The following is a 23,574-nucleotide window of genomic DNA, read 5'->3' as shown; positions in this document are numbered from 1 at the left end:
ATATAGAGGAGAATATACATATGGATAAACGATTTGAACTAGAGAAGAAACTGATGGAAGAATTGATTGAAACGAGAGAGTTGTACGAAACGACTATGACTGAGTGTGATATTTTGATGAATTTTGTGATGCACAACGATTTAACAATGCATTTGGAGTCTTACATTAATGAGCAATTAAAGATCTGTGATGATGAATACATTATTGATCGCTATCTACAGTTGATTACAAATCCTCACGAGGAGATTGTTGATGAAGAAGCAAGTGTGGAAACGTCAGGAACTCAGCCACTCTTTTTCATTAATGGTCAGGCAGTAGATTTCTCGAAAATTTTAGTAGGGAATTCTAAGTGAAACTGGAATTTTAACCGATATTTCTATGGTATAGTCTCAATTTTAGGCTATACCATATCTAAATCGGAGGTATATAAGATGAAAAAAATATTATCAAAGATTCCCACGTTTACATTAGGTTTAATTGTTGGCGTTGCAGTTACAGCAGGAACAGCAGTTGGAGCAGCTACATACCTTAAGGCGACACAAAGTAATGTGAAAATTGTTGTAGATGGCAACCAAGCAAAATTGTCTGACAGTCCAATGAATATTGGAGGAAGACTTTACCTACCTGTGAGAGATACTGCAAATGTAATGGGTTACTCTGTTGAATCTGTAACTAGTTCTCAAGTGTCTTTAAAAGAAGGCCTTACTGCAAGCAATACAGCTAATGGTGGGTCAACGAGTGGTCAATCTGGAACGGTTGTTACTACTCCAAGTAGTTCAAATAGTGGATCAGCTAATACAACAGCAAGTAGGAAGATAGCAAATTTGCGGGAAACGTACAGTACAAATGGGAAATTGGATGCCGAGAAAATACGGATTGCGCTAAACAATGGCGCATTGGATGTAAACTCCACCGACTCTACCAATGGCAACAATACGTTATTGATGTACGTCATAGAAGAGGATAATTTTGAGGCATATAAAGCGATAAATCGTAATGCACTTGATGTTAATATTCAACGTGATGACGGCAAAACAGCGTTAATGATGACTGTAATTGAGAATAGTTCGTTTTATTTTGGAGAGGTAATCAATAAGAAGCCAGATACAAAATTGAAAGACAATAGTAGTAAAACGGCTTTGGACTATGCTGAAAATAATTCATCGCTACGTGTTGATTTAAACGCGTACATGCTCTTCAACAAATAATCAATATGTAATAACTACCCAACTAGCGTTTAGACTAACTCTAGGCGCTTTACTTTTACCATTAGCAATGTAGATACAAACGAATACAATACATAGAAATCGACTTTTAATCGAACAAAAAAAGAACTATTACCAACTATAGCTCGATCGTGTTATAATCATAACTGTAATGATCTTCCGCTGTTACGTTGGTAAAAATGGGTATATTCTAATTATTGGGGCATACTTTAGATGATTTACTAATCAACTTGCGGAGGTGTGTAATATGTGTGAGCCAAAGGAGGAAACAAAAATGGCTACAGTCCTGACCTATACAAAGAAAGATGTAAGACCTACTTTAGACAATGGCGAATTCTTTGATTTGCTTTTCGATAAAGCTAAACGAGAAGCCATTTACAGAAAATTTGATGAAGATTATGTTGAGATTGAAGAAGACAATTTCGTGGAAATGTTTAGAAAGAAGAAACAAATTGACGAATAGAGGTGTTCTTGTTGCCAGCCCCAAATTTATCTCCAAATCCTATTCCATTTAATCCTCGCGCAGTGGAAAAAGGTATGCTTTTCTGGTATGACTTCTCAGATGGTGCGGATACATTCACTGGTCAAAAAATCCGCCCCATCTGCATCATAGGAAGAACAAATAAGAATTCTAGCAGGGTTATTGTTTCTCCAGTGTCAGACATACATAATTACTTAGACAATGACAAGTTAAAGTACCCTTACCATGTTGCCCTACTTAAGCATGTTCATCCATTCTTAGAAAAAGACTGTGTAGTATTGCTTGACCAAGTTATAACTATACAGAAGTCGGAGCTAATGAATGAATGGCATATGGGTTGTTTGCAAAATATGGATGAACTCGATCAGGGTCTATTTTATAACTATGACCTTTATGAGTCCATTGTTAGTGGAGTTGTAAATAGAGTTAGTAGTATGATGATGGAACATATGACCAACTTCTCCAGAAAATAATACATTCTCTATCAACAAAGTTAACAGTAGTACTATAAAAAATAAAAAACAGAAAGGATTGGGCTTAATACGGCCTGATCCTTATTTTTTGCCTAATCCCTAATGTCAAGAACTTTTAGTAAGGGGGGAATATAGTTCCTTGTCAAAATTTACATATTAACACTTGTTAAATTATTTAATTGAAACTGTTGAAATGATAATGATTCATGCTATAATACTTTTTAAGAGTAAATATACAGATTAAATTTATATATTAGTGAATTGATAACAAGTGAAGGAGAGATTTATATGAGTATGGTAATGGATGGAAGAGGGGTTGATAGTAAGACAGTCAAGCGATTTGAGATTTGGGAAGCTGATTTGGGTTATAGAGAACGTTCAATTCAAGGCGGTAAGCGTCCTGTTTTAGTAATTTCAAATAATATCGGAAACAAATATGCTCCAATTGTGATTGTAGTTCCTATAACAAGCAAACTTAAAAATCCTTCTCAACCAACACATGTTTTCTTTGACTCAGATGAGTGTGGAATGGCAGATGACAGCATCCTATTGTGTGAACAAATCATGACGATCAATAAAGAAGAAAACCTTTTAAGAAAGTTATTTGATATACCAAGACATTATAACGATGAGATAACAAGAGCATTGGGAGTTAGTATTGGTATGGTGAATTATTAAGAGTTAATATATGTACATATATAAAATCATGTGATATTATTGAATTGTGAAAGGAGGGCTTGTGGCAAGAAGATAGACAAATCTCATGCAGTCTATGTAAAATAAGATTTTTGTTATAATATTAAGAATAAATATACGAATATAAAAGAAAGGTTGTTTTGAATTGACAAAAGATAAAAAAATGGGCAGACCATACAAGTTGCATCCGTCAGAGATTGCAAAATGGATTGAAAAGTATGGAGAGAATACATATTTACCAAGAGCGATTCTATGTGTAGAGAGTTTAATTGAGGAAGGAATAATTGAGGAAGAACACTCCATGGCAGGATACCTATTATTCAAATCAATAGAATCGCGTATCCATAGTTGTCGCTATGAGCAAGGTATCTATAAGGGGGTTCATTGTGCTTGGAGTGATCCAATTAGTGGAGTAATGGACATTATCAAATACAAAACAGATATGTGGTTACTATGGATTGAGCAGACAAAAATTTTTCTAGATAAAGATCAACAGCAAAGTTATCGTCCCACAGTCGATAGAACCGACACTAATCCAGATGTAGGATACAGGTTATCTAATATTACCATGCTACCGTTCGGAAAAAACTCTTATAAAGCACAAGTGAAACCAGTTTATGCATTTGAGATGAGTAATAATCAGTCAGTAGGGTTACCAACATTTAGGAAATTTGATTCGATAACAGAAGCAAAACAGGAATTGGGCCTGCAAAAACTAGATAAGGATTCTGGAATGTTTACTAATACTCAAGACGGAAAACAATTTCTCATTCAATCAGAGAGTGTAACAAGCGGACAAGAAAGTGTTGAGACTGTAATCACCGAAAGTAAACAGAAAAAAGAGTATGTAGGTTATATTCCAATTGGACAGGTAGAGATAGGTGGACAACGATACACCGTTAACCAACAATTCACCTTCGAACAGTTGCAGGTTACGTTGAAGAAACAAGATTAAATACATAACAAATGACTAATTTGATCTATCTGAAATTAATTCTAAGCCTACCGGATGTTATATCCTCAAACCTAACAATACACTATAGACACAGGGCTTAGAATGGATTCTAGATGGTCTAGCGGGGTGTCATCAGGTGTTACCTGAAACATATCGGTAAGGAGGTGAGTGAATAAATGAAAAAAAATTCGAAGAAGGCAAGAGAATTCAACTTCATCTTTATTGACGATGGTAGAACCGACGAGGAAGCAAACGAAGCAATACGATACGTAATTGATGTGATAAAACACAATACAAAGAAACTGAACTTAGCAAAACAACGAATTAAAGATATGAAAGGATGATTAATATTGATTGCAACACTCAAATATGATGACCGCGAGATTGCCCAAGTGGAACAAAAAGAATTTGTAAACTACATATGCAAAGAATTTAGTATCAACGAAAAATCTCTATATAGTGGCTACTATAAGAAACTAAAGGATGTTCAGGAGAAGTGTAACTTGTTGGATGTAGTGGAAACCATACAAAAGAATGCTGAAGCGATTAAAGGGTTCATTCAAATAAATAATGATTACAACAATGATGTATTTACAGCATTAGCAGTTTTAAAATTAGCCATCAAACTTCATTTAAATGAGAATTTGAACAGATTGAATAATAGAATTACATAAGTAAGGAGAAATTATATGATTGCAACTTTCTATGCTCGTGTATCAACAGATAATGACGAACAAAAAAACTCAATCATTAGCCAAGTTGATTATTATAATACATATCTTCACGAAAACAATTACCAGAATTCTAAGACAGGGGTCTTTTATAAAACGGATGGTACATTCAGAGTAACAGACGGGTATTATGTTGATGAAGGCTTCTCAGGGGCTAAATCTAATAAATACAGAAAAGCGTTCCAGCAGATGATGAATGATGCACGAGCAAGAAAGTTTGACATAATCCTTACTAAAAGCATAAGCAGGTTTGGACGTAACACTAAGGAGCTGTTGGCTGCAGTTGCTGAATTAAGAAGCTATGATATTGCTGTCTACTTTGAAGACTTAAAAATTAACACGATGAATAGAGCCGATGACTTTAAGTTAACTATCTTTGCAGCACAAGCAGAGGAAGAATCCAGAGCAAAAAGTGAAGCAGTGCAGTTTGGGAAACTTCAAGGCTATAAGAAGGGTGTATGGGGTGGTCGTGCTCCCTATGGTTATGATATTAGGCAAGGGAAGTTAGTTGTTAATCCCAATGAAGCACCAATTGTTAAACGAGTGTTTTCCATGTACCTAAATGAATGTATGGGTTTAAGGAGCATAGCGCAGCAACTAAATGAAGATGAGATTCCTACTAAACGTGGAGCGAGCCTATGGGATCAAAGTCTGATTTCAAAGATGCTGAAGAATGTTATATATACAGGCGAGATTAGGTTACATAGAACAAAGAAGATTGATTTGAATCAAAATCTAATTAAGAAAATACCACCTGAAAAACAAATCGTAACCTATGATGAAGATTTAGTATTGATTGACATTGATGATTTCAAGCTGGTTCAAATAGAAAAAGAAAAGAGAAAAGATGATTTCGGAACTTTGACTGTTAAAGAAATAACGGTAGAGAACAATGGAGAGATTGAGAAACAGAAAGTGCACGTTTTAGAACGTGGTTCTTCAAGGCATTCATCTAAACACATCTTTTCTAACGTCTTAAAGTGCGGAAATTGTGGTGGAAGTTTGAGAAGAAAAATCCAGCGTAATAAGAATAGAACATTTATTCAATGGATATGCCGTAACAATGATCAGTTTGGCAGAAAAGGTTGTCAGTATAGAAACCTCCAGTACGAAGAAGACTTACTGGGCTATATCAAGAAAGAGATAGAAAAGTATCGAAATAATGAACAGGTTCATCAAGAGAATCTTAATTACTATATCAAATCACAATTTGATTTAAAGAATGTGGAGCGAGATATACAGACACTTAAAAGTGAGATTGAAGGATTAACTCAGGAAAGAGAAGTCAACTTTAGACTCCTTACCAAAAGCATCATTGACGACAGCGAATATGAACAACGCAATACATCAATTCAAACTCAATTGACTGATAAACAGAACAACCTATCACGGCTTGAGAATGTAAATGTTGAGATTGAAAAACTTGAATTACGTCATAAAAAGTTTCTGGCGTTTCTCTTCAAGGTAGATGTTGATAACCTCACCAATGCAACTCTAAGACAAATTATAGACAGATTCGAAGTAACTTCACCTGAAGGAGCCGAGCCTTTACCGAGATTCACACAGCATGAATTTAAGGAAGATCAATTAAAGATTTATTGGCGTGTGTTTGGGAAATCGAGGGAAAGTGTTATTGAGGATACCGTAGATAAACTTATATATGGATTCAAATTAGACAGCTAATAGTTGCTGTTTTTCTTTTTGTCTAATAATCACCATTTATATGTATATGTTACAAGCCATGAATACAGGTCATGATGGTAGCTTGAGCACTGGGCATGCCAATAATATTCGCGATATGATCAGCAGGCTGGAGACGATGGTACTTAGTGGTGCAGATCTTCCGATTGCTGTTGTGCGGCAGCAGATTAGCTCAGCCATTGATATCTTTGTACATCTGTCCAGGCTACGTGATCGGTCACGTAGAGTAACTGAGATTAGTGTATAACAACAATATAGTTGATCCCCGTTAATTAAAGTTGGTCCCTCTAAATTAAAGTTGGTCCCCTTTAAATAAAGTTGATCCCTAGATGTATAATTCGGAAAAACGGCTCCATACTGTGATTAACCATGAAGGAGGTTAATTATGGCTGGACGCCGTTTTTTTTGGAGTGAGGCAAAGATTGAGCGTTATTTAAAGAACGGCAAAGGGCAGGGAAGAGGAAAAGAGTACAAACCATGGATTACAGTGGAGTCAGGTTTCTCGACTGGAAATCAGTACAAGGTGTTTGGCTTAAAAACTGAACGTATTCATCACTTCCTTTCGTCACTTGAATATCATTATTTTTTGTTGCTTGAGTGGAATGACAGCGTGATTGATATACGAGAAAGATTCCCCTTGCTTAATCGAGTCGAAGCGATGGCAATTGCCAAGGAAAGATATATGAACTATCCACATTGTTCTGAGACTCGGACTCCATTAATAATTACAACCGATTTTTTGGTTGACACAATAGTTGATGGTAAAATCAAACAATTTGCGAGGAGTATTCTGCCGGAGAAAAAGAAAAATATCCGAAGGAATGTTGAACGATATTCGCTTGAACAAGAATATTGGGCAAGAAGAAATATTGCTTTCGCTGTTGTATCCGAAAAGCAACTGAATTTTTCTATTGTTCGCAACTATCTTTCGTTCAGAACTGCTTACATTCTTGAGGCGACTAAGGCTTTAAGTGCTGAAGAATTACAACAGCTACTTCCATCTTTGAGAAGGTATTTATTGCTTTCTCCAAAGGACGTAGAGGTGAGGAGCGTATGTGGTGATTTTGATAAATTCAACAGTCTACCCAAAGGTACTGCGTGGTATCTTTTTCGGCACATGCTTGCCCGTAAAGAAATTACTGTTGACATGAATCAAAAAAACTACGAGTCGTGTAGGATAGAACACTTCAAGTAAGGAGGGGAATTTAATGGATTTTAGCGTTCCAATGATCAGATACCTCTATGCTATGGACCGTGAGGGTCAAGAGATTGTGGCACGGCTGGTACACATTGATGCTAAGGAAGAAGATATGTATTTTTTTGATATTTCAGATACAAAGTCTGGTTTTCCGTTCGTATTGAAAATAGAAGCGTTTAACAATTTGATTTTATCCGGCGAAATAGTAAAGGTGGAGGAAGACCATTTTACACTTCTGTATGCGGAAGAAGATCTCACTAAAGAGGTAAGAGAGCGCAGAGACAAAATATGGGGCGTTTTTGAGCCCTTTTTGAGCAACCAGACCCATTTGCTGCTTCTCAATGAAGAATCTCGTGGAGAGATGATTACACGCTTGTCAGAAGAGCTAGGGAATCACAAAAAAACTGTAAGGAACTATCTTCGAAGGTTTTGGCAAAGAGGGATGGTTAAGAATGCATTTTTAGATGATTATTCGAATTGTGGAAGCCCAGGGAACAAAAGAATGCCTGCAAAAGAGGGGAGCAAGAAACGTGGAAGACAACGAAGGTATTCAAGTATCCAAGGAGAGGGCATCAATATCGATTCAGTAACGAAAGGTTATTTCGCATTTTCCATTGAAGAATGGTACAAAAAAAGTGAAATGATCTCACTCAGTGCTACCTATACCAGAATGATTGCAGAGTTTTATACAGAAACGATCGAAAAACCGGATGGCTCACTGCACACAGAAATAGCTTCCGACAAACCATCGTTAAGGCAATTCACTTACTGGTACAACACGGAAGGAAAGGACGAGATTGAGGACTACAAAAAACGATATGGTCAGCGTCATTTTGATACACACAAACGAGAGTTGAGAAGTGATTCAAATTCTAGGGTGATTGCTCCAGGAGAGTGCTATCAAATTGATGCAACCATAGCTGATGTTTATTTAAGGAGTCGTTTACATGAAAAATGGATAATCGGGAGACCGGTTGTATACGTGATGATTGATGTTTATTCTCGGCTTGTAACAGGGTTATACGCTGGGTTTGAAGGTCCATCATGGGAAGGTGCAATGATGGCTCTTGAGAGTGCGTCGAGAAACAAGGTTGAACTTTGTGAGGAGTATGGTATCGCAATTGATCCGGCTGAATGGAATTGTGAGCATATCCCAGAAAGGATTATTTGTGATAATGCTGAATTGAAGAGCACATTGAGCAATAACTATATCAGCGCTTTCAATACTACGATACAGGTTGTACCGCCAGGGCGGGGGGATCTAAAAGGAATTGTGGAACGTTTTTTTAGGACGGTTCAAGGATATACGCTTCCGTTTACTCCGGGGCGAGTGATACCTGGTCTTAAAGAACGAACAGGACGAGATTATCGATTTGATGGAAAATTAGATATCCATCAATTCAGAGAAAAGATTTTACGGTCGGTTTTGATTCACAATGCATCTGTTTTGAGGAAGTATAACCGTACTCGTATGATGATTAAGGATGATGTTGAACCCGTTCCAAGTACCATATGGAATTGGGGGATAGAAAAGCATGGGATGTTACGATGGTTTCCCCAGGATTTAGTTAAGTTGAATTTAATGAGATCGGGTGAAGCCAGCGTTACTGAATCAGGGATTATTTTTTCGGGAGGAAGATACACTTCTCAAAGAGCCCAGGAAGAAAATTGGTTTGGGAAAGCTGCTATGAAGGGAAGATGGAAAGTACGAGTTGCTTATGATGGACGAAGTAACATGGACCATATATATGTTAGGAGTCCTGATGGCAAAAGCTTTGACAAGTGCTGGCTTAGAGACACAGACGAGCGGCTACGTGGTCTAGATATCGCAGAAATTGAATATCTTATTGAGCACGAGAAAATGATCCAGATTAGTGGCAGAGAGAAACGCTTAGTAAGCGACATCGAGTTAATTAAGCTAGAAGAAAAGAAAGCAGTCGATCAATCGAGAGAAGAAAGGAGAAAGCGGAAAAATCAGCCTAAGGAGAGTAAGGCACAAACAATTAGAAACATTCCTTCTAGGCGTGAAAATGAAAAACAGTTGTTGCGTGAAGAAGAGGAATTCGTACTGTTAACGAAAGAGGAAAGTAAAGAAGTGGAGCATGTCAGTTCGTATGAAAATAAGGATAGAGATTCAAAGCCATCTATTCCTTTTGTCGAAGAAATCAAGGAAACTGAGGAGAGCGAAGTGGTAGTGAATACTGGCTTAAACAAACGTGAACTTAGAAGACAAATGTTGTTAAGAGAGCAAGAAGAATTTTTCTCGAAAGCAACTAAACAAGAGGAGGAATAAATATATCAAACACAATGGAGCAGGCACAGTATACCGAGCAAGTTATTCCAGATTACCAAGATAACCCTCTCATTGAGGCGCTTCCTGAAATTAATTCAGAAGAAGCGGCATTGAAGGCGTTGCTAACAATGCCTAATTTTGATCAGCGTGAAAGAGACTTGAGTGCTATACACAGAATGCATTGCATTCCTCGGCTCTTTAAATACTTTTTGCCTTTACAAAAGCATTTGGATTTAGAGAGGGATATTGGATTGGTTATCAGGCAATCTTACTGTTCTCGTAATCCATTAAAAGGAGATTATGTGAAGAGAGCACAGAGAGGTTACCGGGAGTTGAAGGAGGGGAAGTACCAATATCACTTGGATGACAAAATGCCTTCTCTGGGATTCACAATTATCGGAATCCCAGGTTCAGGGAAATCAAAGTCTCTCGAAAGGATTATAGGGCTTTACCCAAGAGTTATTGAGCACAGTTTCTATAAACAGCAACATTTAATAATGTTCCAAATACCAATGTTAACTTTGCAAACTCCTCATGATGGGGCATCATTGAAAAGTTTGTGCTTGAATTTCTTTGAGAAGGTGGATAAAACCTTAGGGGGAAGGACAACATATTTACAGAAATTTGGACTTTCCGGAAATCCATCCACGGAGAAAATGCTAATACAAATGGAGCAGATTGTTAACAATCACGGTATTGGTCTTTTAGTTATCGATGAAGTTCAATATCTGAGAAGAGCTAAAGATGGGGCTCGAAAGATCTTGAATTTTTTTGTTTCTATGGTGAATCGCTTAAATGTGCCAATTCTTTTTGTAGGTAATTATGAAGCGGTAAATATCTTAGAAGGGCAGTTCAAAATGCAGAGGCGAGGAACTGGATTAGGAACAGCTGAGTGGAACAGATTAAAGTCTACAGACCCTGAGGATTGGGAAGACTTTGGTGACATACTTACGGGACTTTGGAAATATCAATGGACGCATGAAACTGTCGAATTGACTGAAGAGTTCAAAGCGGTGATGTACGACGAGACTCAGGGAATATTGGATTTGATCGTGAAGTTGTTTATCATTAGCCAAATCTACGCTATCGGATCTGGAGAAGAAAAACTGTCTGTGAAATTGATTAGGAAAGTGGCTAAACAGAATTTTAAGCCCCTTCAAGAAGCTATCCATGCGCTTCGTATAGGGAACGAGGATCTGTTGTCAAAATATGATGATCTCTTGCCTCTGGATGTGCAGGAATTTATCAGAAAAAATCAGCCTAAGTTAGACAAGGGCGTCAGAGCACAATTGATAAAAGAGGCGAATATGATTTCGGCTGAAGAAGAGGGGCTGCCATTTACAGATCAAATCATTAGAAGGTTGCTTTCCGTATATAAAGATATGGATGCGAAGCAAGCACAGACATATGCGGAGAACGTACATGGATATTTTGTGAGTTCAAATAAGCCACTGGATGTCGAAGCAGGTCTAAGGGAAGCGAAAAAAATGGTTCATGAAGAACGGGGGGAAAGTGGAATGGAAGAAAGTAATTCTAAGGTAACAAAAGAAAAAGCTAATGAAAAAAGAGCGAAGGAAATCGTTAGCATCGAGGAATTTGAGGAGAATGGTTTGTTCCAAGATCCACTAATCCCAGATAATACTTGAAAACGACCCGCAGTGTAGCAGGTCGTTTTTGTTTTTGTTAGTGATAATTGTTTCTAGATTACATACACATGGGAGCTAATGTTGCGATATGGCAGTCAACAGAAATTCGAGATGGAATAGTTGGGAATGCTTTAATTTCTGTTCTAAAAAGGAGTCTTCTTTTTTAGCACAGATGTGGTTTTAAATATCACTTGCTGGGCTCACCTATTAAAATCGTTCCGTTTTCACCACCAACGATAAACTTCTCACCATCCCATATTACGTCTGTTTTAAGATTTTGATTAGTCACCTGGCTTGATTGGGAATAGTTTAAGCCATTATAAGAATAGTACATTTTTCCTACCTCGTTACCATCACTTCGAGCGGAAGCTACATAGAGTTGACCGTTCCAGGCTAGACGGTTAAGTCGGCTTATTGTTTTATTTGTCTTCCAAGTTAGCCCGTTTGTGGAGGTAGCTACTGCTGGAATGTCTCCGAGGACGGCAAATTGCTTACCATTCCAATTTATATCACTAAATGAGTTACTTGTAAGCCAATATTCATTGCTGAATTTATTTAAGTTGATTTCACTTTTTTTCCATGAGGTAAAATCTTTGGAGTTGTAGAGTAGATCACCATATTCATTTTGTGTATTAGGTGCTCTTAATCCCAACAAATAGCTATTGCTTGCGGCGATTTTCGTCATAGTAATATTAGAAGAGTTGAGCTTGCTCCAATTAATTCCGTCCTTTGAGGTAATGAAACCTCCATTCACAGCCACATAGAATTGACCCTTCACCCAATAAATTCCGTCAACACGATTTACAAAAGACGGGAATTTTTTGAGTTCCCATTCTCCCTTTTTAGAGGAGAATAGATACTGATTTCGCGGCGGCTTTGGTCCAGCGGTGACTGTCCCATAAGCGATCACAGATCCGTTCCCAGAAGCTAGATTTGTCCATTGCATGTAATCAGAAGCATCTTCAATTTCAGTCTTCGCCCAGTCATATCCGTTTGTTGATTCCCAAATAGAAGCTGTTGAGTACATAAAAGATATGTACTTATAGCCTGTTGCTACATAACGCCCTTTTCCATCAAAAACAATATTTGTGAAGTCTGACGTATTCGTTTCTCGGACAATTGTCCAGTCGGTTTGGTCATAATCTTCATTCAAAGCATCCTTAAGTAAAATGAAACCATCATCCGTAATGGCGATATGTTGCTTTCCATCATTTATTATTTTGTTAATTTTTTTTCCTTCAAAAAAACTTTGTTCGCTCCAAACAGTTGATTTGTTTTTGTTTATTAAAGAAAGACTCCCATCAAATTTGTTCCATTTGAGCCCATCCTTTGAAATTAACAGATCTTGTTTAGTGTTTGTAATGAAACTTCCATTATGAATTAGCACATCGTTAAGTTGACCACCAGGAATTTTTGCTTCCCAAGTTTCACTTATTGTTGGAGAAGAAAATGCTACCTGACCGGCTAAAATTACATACTTAGTACCATTGAAATTGATTTTATAAGGGTCAGTAGGATAAATGTTGTTATTAATCTTCTTTAATTTGTTATTATCATACTTAAGCGGTTTTATGCTCCATTTAACCCCATCCGAAGATGTTGCAGTATAATATTGGGTTATTACAGTAGGATGATCCCATAGAACTTGTAGTTGCCAAGTACCCACTGCTACATAGCGTTTTCCGTCCCAAATGATATCACTAAAATTAAAGTCGGATAGTTTGACTTTTTGACCCCAGCCTACCAAACTATATTTCTTTGGATATGTATTGTCGTAATAACGGTAGAAATCTCGGTTTACTGGAGCATTAACTAGCTGACCTGATGACCAAGTGATTCCATTTTTTGAGTTCAATAAAATTCCGTTACTCCCAACCGCGACAAATTTTTCGCCGTTCGTTGCTAATGATTCCACATTTCCGACTAGTGAGTTTGGTTGCGAGGATCTCAACCATTGCTTTCCATCTCTAGAATGCATAATCGTTCCATCGTCTCCTACAGTCACATATACATGATCATTGTTAAAGGCGATATCGTTTAAATCCACGGACTGCAAATCCGATAAGGTTGACCACTTAATTCCACTTGTATCCTTGCTGGCTGCTTGAATAGATGGAAGCCAAATCCCAGAAATTAATCCGAGTGAGAGGAAAACAGTTATTATATTACCAAATCTTCTTTTCAATTTCTTTCCTCCTAAAAAGTAAATCCGCAAATTCAAAATCTCTAAATTTTTTTTTCAACATCCTCCTTAAAATTCAAGTTAAGAATAACTTACTAGTTATAAGATACAAATTCAACCAATAAATCAAGAGTCGCTCTAGTAGAAGGATCGTTTTCTTTAACGAAGTTCTCATAGCAAATTCAGAAAGCGTACCAAATGGTTCTAAAGTAAAAAATCCTTGAATGTATATTTTATAAAGAAACATCCCGTTAATGATCTTTGAGATCTCGGTCAAAAGGTTGAATATCCTAGTGATTCTGTATGCTTGGAATCACCTATATAACCCGATATTTGGCTTCGTAATCATACGCTCAAACAAACGGCATTTTCTTTATCGTCGGTTTCATGGCTTTGGGGTATGACAAAAAGGCGTTAACTTACAATCCTTACAAAATATAATCTGGAGGAGGAAATGAATTTTGTGTTATAAAACAAGAACAACCTCTTGATTCTAAATGTTAAAGATAATAATTTGGTCGAAGCTACAATGTACAGGGTACATAACCGATATTTTAATAAGCGACAATATCATCGATTATTTTAGAAGCGAGATGGCTGTAAAAAGTTTATTAGGGTTTTAACTATATGCCCAATTTGGGCAAGAGTCTACCGAAAATGCGCAAGTCAAGGAGTTGACTAAAGAGCAAGATAGTTTCAATCTCTAAAAGCATTACAGTTTTGAAAATGGTGAGATTTGGGGAGGAAATGGAGGGCTTTGGTCTCCGCTGACGAGCTAAACGTAGTAAAAAATCTATGGGAGTTATTAATGGCGATAAAAAATTATACTTAATCAGAGTGCGTAACAATAGTTGAGCAAGCGTGTTTAATGGCTTATCGTTAGCTCGTTAAAACGGAATATAGTAAAAATATTTTAAGAAAGTAGAGAAGATAATGAGAAATTCTTTATTAAATGCATCGTCCATTTTAATTTTGGGGCTAGCATTAACAGGGTGTGGATCAAGTGACCAAGGAAATTCAACAATAAATGGGACACCGATAGCATCCACAGAAACAACACCGGAAATAATTGATAATACTGAAATAACCGAGGAAAATTACGGGTACATAACAGATGATTTATGGCTTAATACAGTTGATGCTAATGGTGTGTCAGGGAAGACCTTGGTCACTAATGAATTTAACAATGCATTAATTTATCAGGAAAATAACAATATTAGAAAGATAAGATCTGGTTTAGGTTACTATATGAATATTAATATTTCGCTTACAGGGAGTACAGTTATATATACATACAAATTAAGAGATAAACTTTCATTTGGGCAAATAGACGCTATAAAAACCAAATTAGAAGAAAAGATTGAAGCAAGTGCGGATATACTTCAATCTGCCTTGAAACCACAAATTGCTATCCATATGCAAGACCCTGTTGTATCCGTTAAATTCGAAACGAAAGATGGGGAAGTCTTTTTTTCGCAAGATTCCGCAAATTTACAACAAAACGTTGATGCAAAAGAAATACAGCTTGAGAACAATGAACCTGAAAAAACAGATACCAATTCAGTTCCCTCTATCACGCCCAATTTAAATGTAGATAGGGTTCGAGTTGTAGGGTCGTTCTTGAGTCAATTCAATCAATATTATGCGGGTACTGGATATCCTAAAAATGTAAGTGGTGATGAACATTACTATTACAATTACATGGCTTCGATAACTGGAAGAGGCTATAGGGAGTTAGGAGCTGAAATGCTCTCTGGTGATGAGATAGATATGATTGATAAACAAATGTCAAATCTACAAGAATATTTGAAAGGTTCGACTGTGTACTCAGGCTATTCTAAAGCTGGGATACAATTTATTGCAATAGGTGAACCATCGGGAACTCACAGTTCTAATTATAACGAAGCTGTGAGTCGGATAAGTGGTGTGAATCAAGAGATGGACTTTTTATATGATGTTTCACAGCGGATTAAACAGACCAGCGATGGGAGGTATCAAAAGGGTTTCGGTTATATTTTTGTTGTTGACCTTTATGCTGAAGGTTTGTTAAATCCTAAGAGTGAGTATGAATTAGAAAAGATACAGCTGTCCATAGAAGAGAAAGAGTCTAGTTTGAAGGAATATACCCCCATTACAATACCCAAGGAGGATATAAAAATTCAAGGTCTATTTGACATGAAAAAAAGAAGTATTGAAAGCGGGAATTCCATTAAAAACAAAGAATGGAAAGTATTAGCTTTTCATACGCCAAACATACCAAATAAGATACTTATAGATTATGATGGCGAAAGGATAGAACTACGCAGGTGAGCTTAATAAGAGATCACGAATTGCGGTAGGTAGCCGGCAACCCAAAGTGGATTGTCAAATGCATCTATAATCGCATGGATCTTAGTGGTGACTCTACGTGAAAGCAAATTAATTCAGCCCTACTTGTGATTAAGCGTGTTAATAGATCAATATAACGGACTATGGAATAAAATGATAGCTTTTAAAATTGCTTTCGGAATTCGATAACAATTCTATGGAATTCACCGGCTAAGCCGGTGGTTATGACTTTTCAAGGGAGTAGGGAGTATAGATGAAAAAGTTCGTATTTAATGCAACATCGTCCCTATTAATATTTGGGATAATATTATCAGGGTGTGGGTCAAATAACCAAGGTGATTCAACAATAAATAGCTCAGTAACAGCAACAGCAGAATCAACACCAGAAATAATTGATACTACTGAAATTACTGAACCGAGATTGGGGTACATGTCCAACGATCTAGATAGCATTAGGCTTTTTACACTTGACGCTAATGATGAGCTAACAATGACCTTGGACGACAATGGCGAATTCCAAAATGAAGTAATTTATCAGGAAAATAACAATATTAGAAAAATAAGATCTGGTCTTGGTTACTATATGAATATTAAAATTTCAATTTCAGGTGGCACAGTGACGTACACATACAAATTAAGAGACGATCTTTCATTCGGACAATTAGACGTTATGAAAACCCAATTAGAAGAAAGAGCTGCCGAAAGTATAGATATACTTCAATCTGCTTTGGAGCCACAAATTGCTATCCGTATGCAAGATCCAGTTGCATCCGTTAAATTCGAAACGAAAGATGGGGAAGTCTTTTATTCTCAGGATTCTATAGTTCCAGGAGATGCGCCTGTACAAGAAGAAGTTCCGCCCCAAGGAGATGCACCAGTAAATGAAGAAGTTTCACCACAAACAGATACAATTTCGGAAAATGATGCAGAAAAAATTTTCTATTTGGAGTCTATCCAATATGCTGAAGAGCTAATAGATATTGCTCCTGAAGCATCCTCTTATTCTATAGGGTTACGAGAGGCAGATGAAGCTTGGGATAATGAACTTAACAGAATCTATGGATTATTGAGAAAGAAACTTTCATCCGAAGAGATGGAAGTACTTAAAAAAGATGAACTAGCTTGGATTAAAGCACGTGATAAAGAGGTTGGGGATCCGGAAGAAGTGGGTGTTTGGACAGCACTAGAAGTTCGGATTCGTTTAACAAAAGAAAGAACACTGTATCTAATTGATATGTATTTTGATGATAAAGAATAGATCACAAAATTCTAAATGTATATGGTTGGTGACTAGTGACTTTGTTTTGGAAAGTTCCAAAAGTTATAGGAGGTATTATTTTGAAAATTAAAGCTTTTGCAATTTGTATGGTATGTGTTTTGATGACTTCTATAATGTCGTCAACTACTTATGCGGCGGATAAAATGGTGGCTCAGGCTGATATGTATACGGAATATATCAATTCCGGTAAGTGGTATAACGATACAGAGTATGGTGACCAAGCAAATGGAATTACGGTTGATTTTTTTGATCTTGATGGTGACAGTAATTATGAACTTTTAGTTAAACCACAATTTCCAAATGAACAGATCCTTATGTTGTTATATACGATTAAAGATGGAAAAATAACGTTAGTTTCTGAAGGTTATAATTTGGATGTGACAAGGCATACTAATTTGATCTCAATTTCATTGGACAATAAAACGGGAAGATATGTTATTAAATCAGAAAGTGAGTTTGACTTATATGGTGGGAACTCTTATGGGAGTGATAATAGAACCATCTATTATAGCTTTAATAAGGGTGTTATGACACCGATAACTCAGTTCGATAAGATATCCAGTTACGCTGATCAAGGTAAGTCTGGTTTTGTTGATATTTATAATGCTGCTAATGGTGCCAAATTTAATAAGAATCTCGTATACGAAGGTGAATCCGAATTTGGTAAGACGTTTATGGCTTATAGTTTGAATAATGTTATGTCAACTAAGAAAGAGTATAATAAAGCTCTTACCCGTTTTACAGATAGCATAGATATTAAAACAGCTTTTAGAAACATTAGAGTTGCGTTAGATAGTCGATATGTTGAGTTTGAACAACAACCGGTTATGAGAGATGGGCGTATCCTTGTTCCGATGCGTGTTATATTTGAAAGTATGGGGGCTTCTGTTTCTTGGAATCAAAAAACTCAAACAGTTACAGCTGTTCGTACAACCTCTACAGGTATTAAAGACACTGTTGAAATGAAGATTGGTAGTAAATCTATAATTAAAAATGGTAAAAGCATTTCTGTAGATGTTTCGGCACAAGTTATTAATGGTAGCACTTTGGTACCTGTGCGTGCTATTGCTGAAGCCTTTGGTGCATCAGTAAGTTGGGATAATGTTAACAGCATAGTTGAAATTCAAAGTGAAAATTAAAGTCTGCTAACAAAACACTTGTAATGGTACTGCTGGGAGAGGATAGTGAATATTGGCAAGATTTATCCCGAAAAATGAGGATAGAATTACCTCTCCGAAGGTACAATCGATTTTATGCAGATCTCGATCTCTTCAAATTTATGCGACTGAATAAGTAATGCATGTTTCAACTAATTTATACACCAAGAAGGCAGTTGATCAATGTGATTGACTGTCTTTATTTCATTAATGGGTAGTTGAGGGGACAAAGATAAGACGGAAGAGTTGACATTTCAAAGAGGAGCATAAAGATCATAATACATCCCGCTTCAGCGAGTGACCAGTGTGAGGCTTACTTACGACTTGTGCTGTAGGTACATGAGTTTTATTGCTTGATTGACAATGCCAAGCTTCCTGACCGCGTAAGCCGTAGTATAAGGGATGGATGGAACGTACGATAAATCAGCAATTGCTCTATCAATGGATCAATGATAAGTGTAACTCTTGCAGCTGCATCGTGATGAAAATGGGATACGAGCAAGTTATGGCTATCAGGTTGCGCTCAGTTAGGGACTTAAGATTCCTACGCTAACAACAACTCACCTCAACATCGATTCTATTCCATGGACACAGCTCTAATTAATTTAGGAGAGGAGATAGTATTTGGAATTGAAATATTGAATTGAACAGAATTTAAATCAAATTTGAATTAGAAGTCGCCATTAAGGAGACTTTTTTGAATGTTGTTTTTTCAGAAAAGGATCAAAGATAAATCCGTGGAGAAAATAAGAGTTTTAGAACACACTGTCACCTGTAAAAGCTTGTTTTCTGATGAGATAATATCTCTAGGAGGTTACATGAATCTGTTGATAAGCGCTTGATTTTGTTTGGACTCAGGTTTATCCAATTTATACATAAAAGTAAACATCATTATAATTTTCAGGGTTAACAAGTATGATTTTTGTTCTTGAGAATTAGATCTGTGAGTGTAGACTTCCTTGTATAATTATTATATGAATTATGTAGTTAAGCAGGTGTTTGGAGAAGAATGTCGAATTAACAATGGATAACTCATATTTTACAAGGTATGGTGATCTTATGGCGGAATATGAATTTTCAAAAGGATCTGAGTGGAGGAGATGGGACTTGCATGTTCACACTCCAGAATCATATCAACAGAGATTTGGTCAGGACTGGGTTCGATATGTAGATGCGTTAAAACAGAAAGCTATTAATCACGAAATAGAAGTAGTAGGTGTTACAGATTATTTTTCTGTAGACGGCTACGATAAAATAAAAAAAGAATTTGCTAATGGAAATAGTTATTTGCAATTATCAAATGGTAAAAAATTATATCTGATGCCTTGTATTGAGTTGAGGTTAGATGCATTTGATACGCGTGAAAATTCAATTAATTTACATCTGGTATTTAATCCAAAGTTAGAAGCATCTACGATTAAAGGTGCCCTACTAGATAACCTAGATGTTCGTTATCAAGGTTCTATGCTAAAGTGTAAGCACGAAGACATGGTAAAAATAGGGTATTCTGAAGTCAATAAGGGAGCATTCAATATTAACTTGGATGTACATTCTATTGATGCAGCTCAGCAAAAGAAATATAAAAAGATAGCTTTAGATATGATTACGATTTCTATGGATAACCTCAAGGAAATTCTAACACAATGCGGAATTTCAAGAAGCGATTACCTAATCTTGGTGGCGTACAAAGGGCACGGATCTTTAAGTAACATGCCATGGAGTGATCAGAGTAACTATACTGGACGATTAGGAAACATAAAACAAACACTTTTAAACTTTTCAGATATGTGTTTTACTCATAACCCATCGGATATTAAGTTTTTGTTGGGGCAATCCTCCTATGCATCAGTTGAAACTTTTCAATCGAGATTTCGCTCTTTGAAACCGAGTGTATGGGGTTCAGATGCTCACGATTTAAATAATTTATTTCATCCCTCTAATGGAGCGAGTCAAAACTATACATGGATCAAAGCTGATCCAACATTTGAGGGGTTGAAACAAATCATTAACGAGCCTGAGGAAAGAGTGTTTATTGGATTACAACCATTAAAATTGAAACATATCATGGGGAAAAGAACTAAATATATACAATCATTGAAAATATGGAAAAAGTCAAATTCATTGATTCAAGAGAAATGGTTTGAAAATGAACTTAATTTTAACCCAGGCTTGGTTGCTGTTATTGGAAATAAGGGAAGTGGGAAGAGTGCTCTGGCGGACATTCTTGGTTTGATGGGGGATACACCACATAGTGATTCTTTTTCATTTCTAAATGAAAATAGGTTTAAACAAAAAAAAGAAAATAAAGCATTGAATTTTGAAGGTACTTTAACTTGGGAAGATAACACAGTTATTGAAAAGAGTTTGAGCGATTCAATTAAAACTACTTCTGTCGAAAGAATTAGGTACATTCCCCAGAATTATTTTGAAACCATTTGTAATGAAATGGCAAATGGCGAAAAAAGCTATTTCGATTCAGAAATAAAAAAAGTCATATTCCAGTATGTCCCTGAAACTGACAAACTCAATAAAGAATCATTAAATGATTTAATTTTATATAAAACAATTGAAATTCGAGATTCAATAAATTTGCTAAAAACGCAAATAAGCAAAGTCAATAATGAGATAGCAGAGTTAGAACAAAAAACATCTGAAAAATATTTATCAACAATTCAAAGTCAGTTGAATTTGAAGCAAAGTGAGTTAGCTTCTCATGAAACGACAATTCCTAAAATAATTGAAAAACCGAGTATTGATCCTGAAACTGAAGGGGTCATATCGGAAAAACAGTTAGAATTAAGTCATATCGTTGAAAAAGTTAAAGACTTAAAGGTTTCTCTTGCATCAAATGAGCTTGCATTAACAAGTAATGATAAATTGATGGGTAAATTCACTAACTTTTTGACTGCATTCGACTCATTCAAGAGAGAATGCGAAGAAGAAATGAATGTTTTGGGTTTGGAATTTGACGATGTTATCACTTTAGATTTTGATGAACAATTAATTGTTGCAAAAAAAGTTGAACTGTTAAAAACTAAAGCACAAATATCTAAAGATTTAGATCCTGAAGTGGAAGGATCGATACAATGGCGACAGAATAGCATTGAAAGTGAAATTGCTACTCTACAAGGAAAACTAGATGAACCTAACAAGGAATACCAGGCTTATCTAAATGAATTAAAAAAGTGGGAAGACAATAAAAAAAGCATTATTGGAGATATAGATGTCATAGGTTCCTTAAAGTATCTTGAGGAGAAGCTCAAAGAATTAGAGTATATTCCGGAAACATTAAAAAGTTTAAATGAAAAGCGACTGAACATATTGCGTGACATTTATGGAAAAATTCAAGAAGAGGTCGCTCTCTATAAAAAACTATATTATCCAATCCAGGAGACGATTCAGGAAAATGTAATACTAAAAGATTCATTAAAACTTAGGTTTGAGGTTAGTGTGAAGATTAATAATTATTTTCACGAGAGCTTTTTGAAAAGGATTAATAGAAGAGCAAGAGGTTCATTCAGTGGAATAAATGAAGGTGATCAAATATTAAGTAACATCATAGACCGATTTGATTATAATACTGAAGAAGGTGTTCTTGGATTAATCGAAGAGCTTATAAATCATTTGCAATATGATATGCGGAGCGAAAACCCCAAAAAAATTGAAATAACAGAACAGCTCCGACATGGGGAAACTATCCAGGAAATTTACGATTACGTATTCTCTCTTTCATATTTAGAACCAACGTATCAATTGAAGCTGAATAATAAAGAATTGTCAGAATTATCGCCTGGAGAAAGAGGCATTATTTTATTGATTTTTTATCTTTTGCTAGATAAAGATGATATTCCTTTAGTTATTGATCAACCAGAAGACAACCTTGATAATCAGACTGTTTATAATTTGTTAGTACCTTGTATCCGTGAAGCAAAGGACTCTAGACAAATATTTATCGTAACGCACAATCCTAACCTGGCTGTTGTCTGCGATGCAGAACAAGTAATTTGTGCATCGATTGATAAGTTGAATGGAAATCGAATAATTTATGAGTCTGGATCAATTGAAAATTCCTCAATTAATAAGCGACTAGTAGACATCCTAGAAGGAACAAGACCTGCTTTCAATAATAGAGATTCGAAATACTTGCCTGAACTTCAATCAATTTAATGGAAAAGCCTTCAGATAACTGAAGGCTTTTTATATATCGTAATACTGTACTTTATATTGAACTTACTCACCACTATACAGTGATTAATGGGTGAAATAACAGTTCTCTGTCACAAAGTATTATAGGTATTCTATTCGCTGCAATAAATTTTTTTATTTTCTCTTTTCCTGCCTTATTATCAAACAGGCAGGCTTCATCGAAGCAAATAATAAAATCACTCTTGTTTCTCACTGTCCATCTCATTAAGTTAAGTAATTCTTTTCTAGTGTCAATTAAATTTTCTAAAACAAGATTCGTTTTATTATCAATGTAGTGTTTGATAATTTTAGAATTGTATTTCAGCATAAGTGCATTAGCAGATTCTACTTGTTTATTCAATGAATAAACATATCTATCAACCCCGTAAAAAACCCCTTTTTTGCCTTGCCCCATCACTGTTTGCAATTCCAAAATTATTTCCTCCTCTCAACTATAACAACATTTTTATGCTAATTATTTTGAATTAGAAGTCACGCCAAAGCACAATTAACAGCTTTCGCTAAACATTTTTTGATTTTTTGAAATTGAATATCGTTAGAGATGATGCTCTCAACATCTCAATGTTAGTTATACAGAGTTATTCCATTGTTCAACTTGTTTTACTTATATGAGTTCTTAAGTATACATAATGTCAGAGTCAGATAAATGAGATGCAGTTAGTGGATTATATGGGGTTTAGTGCGGGGGATAAGATAAGAAGTTCATTTTTCGTTCTCCATAATACATACTACTCAATTATTTATTTTATTAAACTGAATGTAGAAAAGGTTAACCATGAGTGGTTGTACTTTTTATAAATTATCATTATATTGTCATAGTTAAAATTATACTATAGAATTATTTGTTTGGTAAAATTTACTATATTTTAAATAAGAGAATCAACTTTTATACCACATGAAACTGAAATATATATAATATATTATGATGCTTTTGAAGTAGAATGAGGCTCCTCGAAAACCAGACAATACATTAAAACAAATGAAGTAGTGGGATCTTTTACTGACCGAGCCAATTGCCATTT

At 35.8% G+C, this 23,574-nt stretch carries 18 protein-coding genes and 1 pseudogene; 17 read left to right on the top strand and 2 right to left on the bottom strand.

Annotated features, from left to right (window positions below):
• Positions 1-20: 20 nt before the first annotated feature.
• The 13 genes and pseudogenes from MH215_RS10325 to MH215_RS10265 all read left to right on the top strand — a co-directional run bounded on the left by MH215_RS10325 (position 21) and on the right by MH215_RS10265 (position 11,400).
• A complete protein-coding gene (locus tag MH215_RS10325; RefSeq protein WP_239290071.1) occupies positions 21-353 on the top strand; it encodes a hypothetical protein in 333 nt (110 codons plus the stop codon).
• 78 nt (positions 354-431) lie between these two features.
• On the top strand, positions 432-1,208 hold the full coding sequence (locus MH215_RS10320) for a stalk domain-containing protein (protein ID WP_239290069.1): 777 nt from the start codon (positions 432-434) through the stop codon (positions 1,206-1,208).
• 292 nt (positions 1,209-1,500) lie between these two features.
• Complete coding sequence (locus tag MH215_RS10315) at positions 1,501-1,689, top strand: hypothetical protein (RefSeq protein WP_169480504.1); 189 nt, start codon at positions 1,501-1,503, stop codon at positions 1,687-1,689.
• 11 nt (positions 1,690-1,700) lie between these two features.
• Positions 1,701-2,180 (top strand): type II toxin-antitoxin system PemK/MazF family toxin, encoded by a 480-nt coding sequence (locus MH215_RS10310; RefSeq protein ID WP_239290067.1) that lies wholly within the window; start codon positions 1,701-1,703, stop codon positions 2,178-2,180.
• A gap of 288 nt (positions 2,181-2,468) precedes the next feature.
• Positions 2,469-2,858 carry a type II toxin-antitoxin system PemK/MazF family toxin gene (locus MH215_RS10305; protein WP_239290065.1) on the top strand — a complete coding sequence of 130 codons (390 nt, stop codon included), beginning with the start codon at positions 2,469-2,471 and terminating at the stop codon, positions 2,856-2,858.
• A gap of 163 nt (positions 2,859-3,021) precedes the next feature.
• Positions 3,022-3,831 carry a hypothetical protein gene (locus MH215_RS10300; protein WP_239290064.1) on the top strand — a complete coding sequence of 270 codons (810 nt, stop codon included), beginning with the start codon at positions 3,022-3,024 and terminating at the stop codon, positions 3,829-3,831.
• Between the two features lie 176 nt (positions 3,832-4,007).
• Positions 4,008-4,175 (top strand): hypothetical protein, encoded by a 168-nt coding sequence (locus tag MH215_RS10295; protein ID WP_239290063.1) that lies wholly within the window; start codon positions 4,008-4,010, stop codon positions 4,173-4,175.
• Positions 4,176-4,181: 6 nt separating this feature from the next.
• On the top strand, positions 4,182-4,505 hold the full coding sequence (locus tag MH215_RS10290; RefSeq protein WP_239290062.1) for a hypothetical protein: 324 nt from the start codon (positions 4,182-4,184) through the stop codon (positions 4,503-4,505).
• Between the two features lie 15 nt (positions 4,506-4,520).
• Positions 4,521-6,245, top strand: a complete 1,725-nt coding sequence (locus MH215_RS10285; protein WP_239290061.1) for a recombinase family protein — start codon at positions 4,521-4,523, stop codon at positions 6,243-6,245.
• A 46-nt stretch (positions 6,246-6,291) separates the two neighbouring features.
• Positions 6,292-6,504 (top strand): annotated as a pseudogene (locus MH215_RS10280) (ATPase, T2SS/T4P/T4SS family); the annotation flags it as partial.
• Between the two features lie 144 nt (positions 6,505-6,648).
• Complete coding sequence (locus MH215_RS10275) at positions 6,649-7,458, top strand: TnsA endonuclease C-terminal domain-containing protein (protein ID WP_239290060.1); 810 nt, start codon at positions 6,649-6,651, stop codon at positions 7,456-7,458.
• Between the two features lie 13 nt (positions 7,459-7,471).
• Positions 7,472-9,754 (top strand): Mu transposase C-terminal domain-containing protein, encoded by a 2,283-nt coding sequence (locus MH215_RS10270; protein WP_239290059.1) that lies wholly within the window; start codon positions 7,472-7,474, stop codon positions 9,752-9,754.
• A 14-nt stretch (positions 9,755-9,768) separates the two neighbouring features.
• A complete protein-coding gene (locus MH215_RS10265) occupies positions 9,769-11,400 on the top strand; it encodes an ATP-binding protein (protein WP_239290058.1) in 1,632 nt (543 codons plus the stop codon).
• A gap of 187 nt (positions 11,401-11,587) precedes the next feature.
• Here the strand turns inward: MH215_RS10265 and MH215_RS10260 are convergent, their stop codons facing one another.
• Positions 11,588-13,585: a DUF6242 domain-containing protein gene (locus tag MH215_RS10260; RefSeq protein ID WP_239290057.1), complete on the bottom strand. Its 1,998-nt coding sequence runs from the start codon at positions 13,583-13,585 to the stop codon at positions 11,588-11,590.
• A gap of 930 nt (positions 13,586-14,515) precedes the next feature.
• On the opposite strand from MH215_RS10260, the gene MH215_RS10255 reads away from it, so the two are divergent.
• The 4 genes from MH215_RS10255 to MH215_RS10240 all read left to right on the top strand — a co-directional run bounded on the left by MH215_RS10255 (position 14,516) and on the right by MH215_RS10240 (position 22,513).
• The gene (locus MH215_RS10255; protein ID WP_239290055.1) at positions 14,516-15,892 is read left to right on the top strand and encodes a DUF4854 domain-containing protein; all 1,377 of its coding nucleotides are present in this window, start codon (positions 14,516-14,518) and stop codon (positions 15,890-15,892) included.
• Positions 15,893-16,163: 271 nt separating this feature from the next.
• Positions 16,164-17,168 carry a lysozyme inhibitor LprI family protein gene (locus tag MH215_RS10250; protein WP_239290053.1) on the top strand — a complete coding sequence of 335 codons (1,005 nt, stop codon included), beginning with the start codon at positions 16,164-16,166 and terminating at the stop codon, positions 17,166-17,168.
• 80 nt (positions 17,169-17,248) lie between these two features.
• Complete coding sequence (locus MH215_RS10245; RefSeq protein ID WP_239290051.1) at positions 17,249-18,328, top strand: stalk domain-containing protein; 1,080 nt, start codon at positions 17,249-17,251, stop codon at positions 18,326-18,328.
• A gap of 1,077 nt (positions 18,329-19,405) precedes the next feature.
• Entirely contained in the window at positions 19,406-22,513 is a 3,108-nt protein-coding gene (locus tag MH215_RS10240) for a TrlF family AAA-like ATPase (RefSeq protein WP_239290049.1), read from the top strand.
• Positions 22,514-22,586: 73 nt separating this feature from the next.
• On the opposite strand, the gene MH215_RS10235 is transcribed toward MH215_RS10240, so the two are convergent.
• Complete coding sequence (locus tag MH215_RS10235; protein WP_239290048.1) at positions 22,587-22,964, bottom strand: hypothetical protein; 378 nt, start codon at positions 22,962-22,964, stop codon at positions 22,587-22,589.
• Positions 22,965-23,574: the final 610 nt, after the last annotated feature.

Source organism: Paenibacillus sp. ACRSA (assembly GCF_022346845.1).
Classification (GTDB): domain Bacteria; phylum Bacillota; class Bacilli; order Paenibacillales; family Paenibacillaceae; genus Paenibacillus.
Note: the sequence above shows the minus strand (reverse complement) of the source record. Positions and strands in the feature narration are given on the sequence as shown.